The following is a 10,781-nucleotide window of genomic DNA, read 5'->3' on the forward strand; positions in this document are numbered from 1 at the left end:
CTCATGGGTGGCCCGCCCGGCATATACATGTCTTGTGCTTCTTCGAGTCGCTTATAAAACGGTTCCAGCTCGGGCATTCCACAAAATTGCTCAAAGAGTGCGATCATAGTATTCAGGACATGAACATAAGCAGCATGCAAATTGTCAAGATGAGAAAGCTCATCTTCAGACGGCAGGTTCGATTCCTTTACGAAGTTCCGCGCTTCACGCAAAGCCGAGAGTGGCACAACTTTCATATCGCGGAAGGATTGAAGTCGACTATTGAATTTTTCCGAGATCATTCCCATTCTGCATCTCCTTTTCCATTTTTATCAAGCCACCAACGTGGATCTGGTCTTTTGGGATCCGGAGAAAGATCCATGGTCTCGCAATCACTCAAGCATTCCAGGCGAAAATTGAAGCCTGTGTACGAGGTAAGCAGACGTCCGAATTCTTCCCAACTATATTCCCTGCCATCAATGATCGCTGTAGGGATTGTCTCGCCGGCACGTTCACCTTCGTCAATTCTCCCGACGACGACCGACCCAGCGAGTGATTTGACTCTGTGCCATGATTCGAATCCATTCCCGTCGTGAATATAGCGTACGCTTAGCGCGGCTGTGATCTTGACGAGAAGTTTTGCGTATGCTTCAGCAACGGGCGTTTCCGGGTGTTCCAGAACCCCAAAAGAATAGCCTATCTGTCCGTCTTCCAAAAGTTCCAGGGCCCGAATACCAAGGCCAGTGGTCATCATGACTTCAAAGGAAAACGTATGTGGGATGCCATCAAGGTCGAGCATGATGAGATGGGGAATCTCACTCGTCTCCAAACGCGCGATTCCCATGCGATCACAGGCCTGTGCATTATAGCAGCTTGAGCAGACATGATGACTCTTGCTTCCATCTGACTCGCGAAGGTGAACCGATCCGACTGCAGGCTTTACCTTTTGGCAAGCCTGGCAGGTAAAAGTTGCTGCGCTGTTCACAAGGATTCTCCGTCACTTTTTGTGGGGCACCGAAGTTTAAAAATGTGCGGATCCGGCCGCTTTGAGTCGCTTTTTACCCCATTGCGGCTTGTTAGGCACGTGCTGATCTATGGCGCCATAGAGGCGCTATCACCCCGAACCTAAAACAAGCGATTTTATTGGATTTTTGCTTTTTCTGGACTACCCAGGCTCAAGTTCCAGGCCGGATAGTGGGACTATAAGATCAACTCTTTTGAATTGGCGCAATAGACGCGTCAGTCTCATCGAGACTATGATTCCCTGGCAATATCTTGGCAACAACACGACAGTAAAAATTAACCAAACGCATTTGATTCGGGTCACTCACATAGCAACTGGCCAATCCCGCATTGCTGACGACTATTGCCAAAGATTTTGCACGACTTAAAGCCACATTCATCCTATGAAGATCGAAAATGAAATCAATACCGCGTGGGGCGTCTGATGCAGTGCTGGCTCCAAGCGACAGAATCACAACCGCTGCCTCCTGGCCTTGAAATTTATCCACACTGCCGATTCGCAAGTTATCTCCAAGAACTCTTTGCAAATTTCGCACCTGAAGGTTGTAAGGGGCAACGATCAAAATATCATCCCTGATCAAAGGACGTTGGACAGCGCCTTCACAAACTTTCATTTGCAAGAGTTCCGCCACGATTTCTCGCACGGCGATAGCTTCCTCTTCACTGCTTTGCCGATTTCCTTCGTGAATTATCGGAACGTAGCAAATGCCGCTTGGCATCCGCACATGGATCTCAGTTCCTTTGGGCAGCAGAACCCGATTCTCAGTCGAAGGATGATGAGTCAGTCTACCTTCGTAGATGCCATCCGAAATAGCCTCGCAAATATCCGGATGAAGGCGCCGCGTGACGGGGAGAAAAATACCTTGATTTGCGGGAATTGTAGGTAGATTCATGAGATAGTAGTCCAAGCAGGAAAGCCCACTATCACCCGGATGGCTCCCCTTTGCAGGCTGCGCCAGTTGCATTTGATCGCCTAGGAAAACAAAATTCCGTGCTGCGCCGGATGCAGCTACCAGATTCGCTAAACTGACCTGACTGGCCTCATCGATAAACAGGAAATCAAACTGATCCTTAAAGTGGGTTTTTGCAAAAGCCCATACTGTTCCACCGACCAACATCACAGAATCAAAATTTGTCAATTGGGATCCTGACTCAACGAGTTCGACAGCCTCAATCGAAACAGATTGACCAATTTTTATGACTCTTTTTCCCTTGCTTTCAGCGTGACAGAATTGAATTGCTTCGATCAAAAGATTATCTATTGCCTTGTGGCTGTTTGACATTATTCCCACACGTTTGCCGTGCTTACAGAGCTCAGAGATTGCCTGCGCCCCGACATAGGTTTTTCCCGCTCCTGGCGGCCCCTGAATAACGAGCGATGATCCTTCCATCGCACAGATAACCTTCACTACCTTTTCTACCGATGTTTCAGCTTCGCTTTGAGGTAGGTGGGTGGAGTCATTCAAACGTGGGGGGCGTCGCTCAAGAAAATCGTCGAGGGCTTGGTGTATATGGCCATTCACATAGGCTTCCGCATATTCCCTTACTACTTTCTCGAAATCATAGCCTCTGGGCTTTTTGGGTACCAAATCCAGCGTTGCCGGAAGATCCTTGGCAGTTGTCTTGAACCTGATCAATCCTAATTCGCGATCCAATTCTGTGATCGTGGCCGTAACTCCAGGATCGTGCTTCATGGAAAAAGCATCATTCACCTGAGCTTTGACTTCCTGAACAGGATCGTAGATACAGGTGTACAGAAAGCTGCGGGCAACCTTTTCAGGTGCGCGTCCGTCGTGAATAAGTCCGGCGATGCAATCCTGATCCTCAAAAAGCTGTTCGGATTCCATTTCCAGACGAGCAAAATAGGCCCACCATTCTCGGCGCATTTCCCGTTGATGATAGGCAACCAATTGACTCAAGAGAATGCCGACCGCCCCTTTTTTTCGAGCGCATCAATAAGGGCCTGATGTTGAGGATCGGTGGGGCGGGGTGCCATGGGTTCCTGGGTTGTCTGGGCGACAATGTGATGCTGTACCATCTGTTTGCGCAGCCAGAGTGTAAGTTCATATGTGGACTGACAATCGTCTTCATTGTACTTGCGTATATCCTCCAGAATTTTGTCGGCGAGCATGGAATCCTGATGTCTGGCGTCGATCCAATTTTGATAGTAAACCACGGAGGCAACTGCGCTGGTTACGTCTGTGGTTCGTTGCGTGCGATAAAGATGCTCGACAGCCTTGATGGAATAGCTTTCAGACCCAATAACGAAAGAACCACGAACAATTTGATAGAGGTCAACAAAGATTCCATTGCGTAGCAAATCGTCAATTTTGTCCTCGCAGCTGCCATACCTCTGAGCAAGATTGGTGATAGCACTCACCTCGTAGGCTGCATAGTGGTAGACATGCATGCCCGGATTTTTAAGCCAGCGATCATGAATGAATTCTATAAACTCAATCAACGCGACTCTTTCGCGGGCATGGTCGTGGGCCCAAAGACAATTGAAAAGCGGCAACCCCTTTTCCAGATGCACATAGCCCCAAAGATATTCCAATCCATCCTGGGCCAGGGGAAACCCCTCCATATCAAAAAAGATATCACCCTCGTTGAAAGGTGGAAGTCGGGTCAATGCATTGCCTGCATGCGCAATCAATTCAAAATCGGGTATGGCCTTTCCCTTCGATCTGATCTGCAATTCAGCCTGTTTAGTAAGTCGTCGCAGAACATCAGGGGGTATCCCCCTGACAGGAACTTCACCTTGTTGCGACAACTGAAACATCGTTCGGATGCCTGCGGACGCAAGTTTTTTGGTTTGAGAACGGGTGATTCGAGCGACCTGAAAGACGGAATCCCGTTCTTTCAAGATATTTTCTGCAGCCTGAGACCAGCGACCATAGGAACGCGACATGACTGGATCCGGGGTCCGGTTTAAGTCGAATGTTCTTTGATATTCAAGAAAGCGTTCTTTCAAAAATTTATAATAAAAATAGGAATCGTTGGTCCGAAATGATTCTTCACGCATATCACCTAGAATGAGACCAACCCGCGCTGGACGGACATCTTGGATTGCTTCCAACATTTCTGCATAGGCACAGAGCTGAAGCAAATAACTGGCTTTGCTTTGACGCGCCAACTTGCTGTCCCAGACCTCGTAGTGAAAATCTCCCAAATTGGATTTCCCAGGCACGCGGACCAAAAAATCGGCAAGACCTGTCAACTGATCTCGCCGCAGAGCTCCTTGATAAATGACATCCCATCCTTCCCGCATAGCGCCAAATGTGTCTTCCACGTGATATGAACTCAAATCGACAACTTTGCAACCGCGTTCCCGGAAAGAATTGAGAACCTGAGCCTCGTGAAAGCGCCCATTTGTTTTCAAAATTTTGGCCATAGCGTCTTCAGCATCTTTCTCGAAGCGGCCCTTTGATTCGAGCTGGCAACGATCCATCCAGGAAGCAAATTCTGACCGTGCGTAGTTGCAGATATCAGTAGGAGAAAATAACAGTTGTCCATTGACATAGCGCATTATGATCCCATCGATGGCAGTTACCTGTGCTGTTTGTTCATCGGCGGAAAGAGCCGCTAACCCTTGCCAGGAAGAGCTTGCAGCCTTGCAATAGTTGATAAAATTTGCCATAAAGCCGGCTTGTTCACATACTTGGATCGCAGCAGGATACCTATGCCCAATAGCCATCGCCGCCATCTGACCTTGGTTTCGTCGCTGAATCACTTGGAGCAGCCTTTTAAGTTCACGTCTCAGACTTTATCAATTGATGTCTATGACTCTGACGCCGCAGCGCTCCCGATAGACTTGGCCGAAGTTCGGCAGGTATTCCGCACTGTTTTTGAAACAGACAGGCTTTGCGGGTGGCGATCGGTTCTTGGGCAAAAAATTCCACTCAGAATTGGTTTGACGGGCGATAGCTTTGTCTGGGCAGATTCGACCTATGGCGTTACCAGAGAACTTTTGCGTATCCTCAACTCTTACGACTATCCAGCCATCATTGTGACTCGTTCCGACCTCGTTGCGCAGGAGGAATACCTGAGTCTGCTATGTGCGGGTCGTTACTCAGTACAGATGCCTATTTCTGGAAATCATCGACGTATGAACCGGCTCATGGAGCCAGGAGCACCGGGTTATTGGAGGCGGGTGGCTGCACTGAAAAAATTAGCTGGAGCTGGAATCGCAAGCTCGGTGCGAATCGATCCGCTTTTTCCAGTTTATCCGGACGGATACTATTCGTCAGGCGATACCTCTGCCAGGCAGATTCCAAAATTGCCTATCTATGATGAGAATTTCATTCCTGAGTTGGCGGAAGCGAAAGTCCAGGATGTTTTCGCCAGATTCGCGCGTCTGCCATCTTCAGTCATCCTTGCAATATCTCAAGCAACAGGAATGGATTTTAGTAATTTTTATCAAGCCGAAACAAAATACCAAGTCGGTGAGATGGAACACTACTATCAAATTTTCAAAGCATCCTGCGCTGCCAACGGGATTCGATTCGATAGATAATTATTCTTTACCGGAACGAAATATTCTAAACATCATCCGCTGCCTGCCGATATCCGAGTGGTTGCGGCCTTTGGATTTTTTTAAGGGATCGGTCAGCGCTCCAGGTTGCCGCTTTCGCACGCGCGATATCCTGCGTCGACAATTTCATGCTTATCTGCTGGACTGCTATGTTGCCAGTAAGGAATGTTTGTCGTTCCCTTTGGCCAAGTCTCTGGAACCGGGTGAGCTGTTGGCTCAGCAGCCTTTTTGGAAGGGGTTTCAGAATTTTCTCAAACAGCTCGATGACAGCCTTGCTGTGCAGAATTTTATCGAGGCAATCAAACTCGGTCAGGTCGATGAAGAGGTTGCCTACGATGAAATTGAAGCCTACCTCTTTAAAGCCTTTCAACCGGACGGTCTCTGGTCTGAAATCGAAACTATTCTTAATTTCCAGGACCAGTACCGACAGCGCCATAAGCGTGACGTCACAGCTTTGGAATCAAGCATACCTTCTGATCAGGGCGAAGACTCCTTGGAAGTCGACCGCCAGAAGGAAATGTCGGAACAAAAGGTGCAAAAAGGCAGCACTGGTGAATATGTTCTTTCGCAGTTGGCTTCGCAGGGTATTCTGCCCAACTATGCCTTTCCCGAGAGTGGAATCCACTTCCAGTGTGATGCTACGGTCACAATCAATACACGGGCTGGCGACCGCGGCAGTAAATATCGCTCCATCAAAATGGAGATTACACGTCCCTCCGATCCTGGTTTACGTGAACTGGCGCCGGGCGCAACGTATTATCTTGATAGCATCAAGGCCCCTATTACCCGTATTGTAAAGGACGATTTGGAACAGAGTCAGTGGATCCGTCATAGTCTGATCTGTGAGAGTTGTGGTCATGTAACAGAAAAGATGATCACTGTTCAGTCCTGCCCGGTCTGTCACAGCGACAAGGCTGTTTTCAAAGCGATCATTACACCTCATGAAGTGGTTTCTACCGGCGAGTTTTCCCAAATGCAGATCAAAGACTCAGAGGAAAATCGCAGCAAAGCTCTTTTGCGCATAGAACCTTTCATCAATTATCAGGGTGGTGAACGATCGACTCATTCTCAGCGTGCGACTTGGGTGAGCCGTGAAACAAGTCTGAGCTTTGAATTTCGTACTCAGGCCACGATCAATCTTCTGGTGCGCGGACCACGGAATGGACGGGAATATCAATACTTCGATCTGTGCGAGAGCTGCTGGGCCGTTCCCTATCGCTATGACGAGCATGAGGGGTGGATCTTCCAAGCCAGGGATCAAAGTAATCGACACTTTTATCGCTGCCGACACTTTAGCAATCCCAACGGTACGGAAATTAGCATGATAAACGCTGCGTTGGGTCGTCAGTTAAAATCAGATACCATTCGCTTTTCAGCAGGCGCAGAAGAAAGAGTTCCAACTCTGAAAGCCACGCTGATGCTGAGTATGCGTTTGAGACTTGGCGGAGAAACCCAGCATCTAGGCGTTACGATCAGCTACCTTAATACGGAAGCCAATGGTCGCCAAATTGTTGCAACTCTCTATGACAAGGTACCTGGAGGTACGGGTCACCTGCGAGCTCTTATGCCTTTCAATGGCGAAACGATGGAGAAGGCGACGAGCGGGCATACGCAGCTTCGCAAGACCTTTGACGAAACGCATCGATATCTCCTGGCTTGTCCTTGTCTGAATGGCTGCTATCGGTGCCTGCTCAGTTACGAAAATCAATTTCAGCACTCATCCATTTCCAAGAAAATGGCCTTGCAATGGCTTGGTGACTTTGTAACCGCCAGTGATTGGGAGTATGACCAGGAAGGCATTGATGCGGTGCTGGCAACGCATACCGTCTTTGACAGTCAGGCTGAACAGATGTTCGTGGATGGAGTGCTTTGCAAGGATTCCCCCTTTCTCTTGGTTCGTTCTACTCAAATTGACCTGCACAACCCTAGCAGAACGATACGTCTCAAGCTGCTGGGTGGTAAACAGGCTATGATTCATCACACTGCGCATGAGAAGCAGTTCCTGACCAACGGATTGGGATATACCAAACCGGACTTTAGCATTTTCCTCGAAAGTGAATTGAGAGCGTTTATTTACATTGACGGTGGTGCCGATCACCTCAATCCTTCGTCAGAACGCAGCATATTCCTGAAGCAGGATATCCATTTGCGTCTGGGACTGCTCAATAAGTATTCAGATAAGCAGGGAGGCCCAAAGGTTTTGACCTTTACCTACGATATGCTTGTGTGCTGGCAGGACTGGCTCAAGAATAGATCCAGAGAAGACTACCGGAGTTTGGGGCATAGACTCTACAATGCGTCAAACAAAAAAATACATACTCTCCTGCTCTTTATCTTAGGGAAATTTAAGCCGGAAGTGACACGCGGCGGGAACTTTGCCGGAACAATAAAGGAATGGCGCTTTGATCTCTATGCAGGATTTATTTCTGCATCTGTGCAAGCCTGCCTTGGTGACGAAGCGCACTCTTTTCTGAGCAAAGAGGACTGGGAGACAATAAAGCAGACTTTGCCAGGGGTTTTGCCCGATGGCTGCACCTTTAGTGGTCTCACATTTCATAAAGACACACGTGGCTTCTTTTTTAGCATGCATGATGATCAAAGTACGCGTGCCCCGGATGGAGTCCTTTCCAGTGACTATCGCGATGCCTGGGCACTTTACTGGATTTTATGGTCCATTGACCCCGAATTGGTTCGTAGTGAACTGAAAGCCAAAAGCAATAAGCCTGTGGCCTACAATCACCTGAGTGCGTATGAAAGGGCCGTCGTCGATAAATTGATGGAAGCGGGTCTTGAATTCAAAATTTTTGATCCTATTGCTGCTGTCGAAGAATCAGGCTTGGGTGCTCCTTTTGTCAGCAACGCTAACTGTGTCTGTTACATTCGACAAAATATGCAAATAGCCGAGGATGAAGCTGAAAAAGAACTGGGATCATCCTATCGCCTCCTGGTTGTCGATGCCAATGACTCTGCCGTTCAGTCTGCTAAAACTATTCTTGCAAGGATGAGGACATAATTCCATGCAGCGCCGTATACACATTGCAGAGAATTTCTACGACTTCGTATCTGAGCTGCATAACGCTATCGAAATAAAACAGGTTCAAAAGGCTGTCCGCCTCATTAAAGACGATCCGTCCAATCCGGGACTCAGAAGACATAAGCTGAACAGACTCAAGTCGGATCATGTTGTCAGCTATTCAGCCAATCAGGATATTCGCATAATTACTTATGAACCTCAGTCTGATGAAGCCTATCTTCTCTATGTCAACCATCACGATATTGCCTATAATTGGGTTCAGACCAAAAAAATATCCAAGGATCTGATGACGGGTGCTTTGCGTCTTATTTCCATTGCGATTGAAGAAGATGTTGAAACACCTTCTGAAAACCATGACCCTTCGAAAATCGAGGTCTTGCCCGCGAGGAACAAGGGAGTAGCCTACCTGTTTGATGCTTTTGACAATAAGGCTTTGAACCAGGAGGGCATTCCGTCATCTTATGTGGAAGTTTGCCGCCGTATCGCAAACGAGCATGACTTGATGCTGGTTCTGGATGCCTTGCCAGCAGCGGTTGGGGAGTCGGTTTTCAATCTTGCGACTCAACTGATCCAAGGATATAGCGAAGAACCGCAGCAAATATCGCCGCTTGTCCCGCCGGTCGTTGATACTATTTTGACTTTCCAAAAAATCGAAACCGACCAGGAGCTCGAATCATGGATTCGTGCTCTGGATGAAGCCATGCAGCTGGAATTTGGGAAATGGCGATCGTTTTTGCATCCTGCTCAAAGGAAGGCGGTAACAGCGAATTCGAGTGGTCCCGTTCGCATAACAGGAGCAGCTGGAACAGGCAAAACGGTCGTCGGCATCCATCGCTCTGTGCACTTGAAAGCCTTGGGATTTCGGACTGTCCACCTTTTGACATTCAATCGCACGTTGATGCGGAATCTCATGGATATTGTGAAAGATGTCTTCGGTCAGGAATTAGGTAAATCTTACAAGGTCAAAACCTTTCACAGCTATGTCTTGGATAGGCTCAAGGAAGAACGTGGGTTGGAGCTGCAATTGGGAGGTACGACAGAAGATTTCTTGCAGCATGCTTTTGAAAAAATCCAGCCTCAGCATTTGGTGCAGAGTAAGGAAACTGTGGAACTTATCTTTCGGGAGATTGTCGATATCATTGCAGCTCAACAAATAAGGTCAGTTGGTGATTATATCAGAGCCCCCAGAAAGGGTGCGCACATGACGTTAACTGTCGAGCAAAAAGAAGAATTGTGGGCTATTTACGAACTGGCCTGGCAAGCGGCAGTGTCCTCGCAAAAGATACCCTATGACTTGATCGCGCACTACGCTCTGGATCAAAAACTAAGGAAGCTTGAAAATGACGCGCTTGTCGTTGATGAAGTGCAAGATCTCAAAGCTGTTGATTTGGCATTTCTGGCTGAACAGGCTTCCGGTGCGAATCAGTTGACGCTTCTGGAAGATGGCAAGCAGAGAATTTATGGGCCGGGGTATTCCCTCAAAAGCCTTGGAATAAATGTTTCTGGAAAGAGGAGTATCAAGCTATATGTAAACTACAGAACTACTGATGAAATTAGTGAAGTTGCACATAATTCACTGATGGATCATGGCTTGCAGGAAATTGATCGCCCTAAATCTTTAAGGCATGGTCCAACTCCAGAAACAAAAATCTTCACGTCTCAAGAAAAAAGATTGAGCTGGCTTATTGAAGCCATTTTTGAGCAGCAGAAGAAAGGTCATCACCGCCTTTCGGTTATTGCCAGGTACAGAAAAAGTCTGGAAGAAATTCAAGCAAAGCTCCAGGCGGCTGGTATTGATTTTCAACATATTGAACGTGAAAACCCCATACCGGAAGAAAACACTCTTAGCCTTTTGACGATGCACAACAGCAAAGGTTTGGAATTTGAATCTGTATTTGTGCTCGATGATAAAGATCACTCTAAAAATCAAGCGCCAGATTGGATGAAATCCAACAAGAAAGCACTACTGGATTACGAAAGAAAGAAGAATCATCTTCAATACGTCGCTCTTTCGCGCGCTCGCGATCAACTCTTTATTCTATTGCTTTAGTCTTTCCTGATCTGGATCCTCCGGAAACTCCACCCGGTGTCCTTCCCCTTCTACTGTTGTTCCATAGGGTAGTCCCACGATATCCCCGCTTGAGCGCTTGGGCAAGTCGGCGGCAATTCTTTCAACCCATGCACAAATGCGAGCCGAATCCTTAAGTTTTATTG

7 protein-coding genes are annotated in these 10,781 nt (G+C 47.7%); 3 read left to right on the plus strand and 4 right to left on the minus strand.

The window, feature by feature from the left end:
• The 4 genes from VE954_RS14745 to VE954_RS14760 form a co-directional block, all read right to left on the minus strand.
• A partial coding sequence (locus VE954_RS14745) for a hypothetical protein (protein WP_324954028.1) occupies nucleotides 1-287 on the minus strand: 287 nt, incomplete at its 3' end.
• On the minus strand, nucleotides 278-964 hold the full coding sequence (locus VE954_RS14750) for a DUF7713 domain-containing protein (protein WP_324954029.1): 687 nt from the start codon (nucleotides 962-964) through the stop codon (nucleotides 278-280). The genes VE954_RS14750 and VE954_RS14745, both read right to left, overlap by 10 nt.
• 223 nt (nucleotides 965-1,187) lie before the next feature.
• Complete coding sequence (locus tag VE954_RS14755) at nucleotides 1,188-2,912, minus strand: DEAD/DEAH box helicase (protein ID WP_324954031.1); 1,725 nt, start codon at nucleotides 2,910-2,912, stop codon at nucleotides 1,188-1,190.
• Between the two features lie 5 nt (nucleotides 2,913-2,917).
• On the minus strand, nucleotides 2,918-4,705 hold the full coding sequence (locus VE954_RS14760) for a TM0106 family RecB-like putative nuclease (RefSeq protein ID WP_324954033.1): 1,788 nt from the start codon (nucleotides 4,703-4,705) through the stop codon (nucleotides 2,918-2,920).
• Here VE954_RS14760 and VE954_RS14765 point away from each other — a divergent pair.
• The 3 genes from VE954_RS14765 to VE954_RS14775 all read left to right on the plus strand — a co-directional run bounded on the left by VE954_RS14765 (nucleotide 4,682) and on the right by VE954_RS14775 (nucleotide 10,617).
• Nucleotides 4,682-5,515 (plus strand): hypothetical protein, encoded by an 834-nt coding sequence (locus tag VE954_RS14765; protein ID WP_324954035.1) that lies wholly within the window; start codon nucleotides 4,682-4,684, stop codon nucleotides 5,513-5,515. The genes VE954_RS14760 and VE954_RS14765 overlap by 24 nt on opposite strands.
• 70 nt (nucleotides 5,516-5,585) lie before the next feature.
• Entirely contained in the window at nucleotides 5,586-8,546 is a 2,961-nt protein-coding gene (locus tag VE954_RS14770; protein WP_324954037.1) for a DUF1998 domain-containing protein, read from the plus strand.
• Nucleotides 8,547-8,550: 4 nt separating this feature from the next.
• Complete coding sequence (locus tag VE954_RS14775) at nucleotides 8,551-10,617, plus strand: 3'-5' exonuclease (RefSeq protein ID WP_324954039.1); 2,067 nt, start codon at nucleotides 8,551-8,553, stop codon at nucleotides 10,615-10,617.
• Nucleotides 10,618-10,781: the final 164 nt, after the last annotated feature.

This window comes from Oligoflexus sp. (assembly GCF_035638955.1).
Lineage (GTDB): Bacteria > Bdellovibrionota_B > Oligoflexia > Oligoflexales > Oligoflexaceae > Oligoflexus.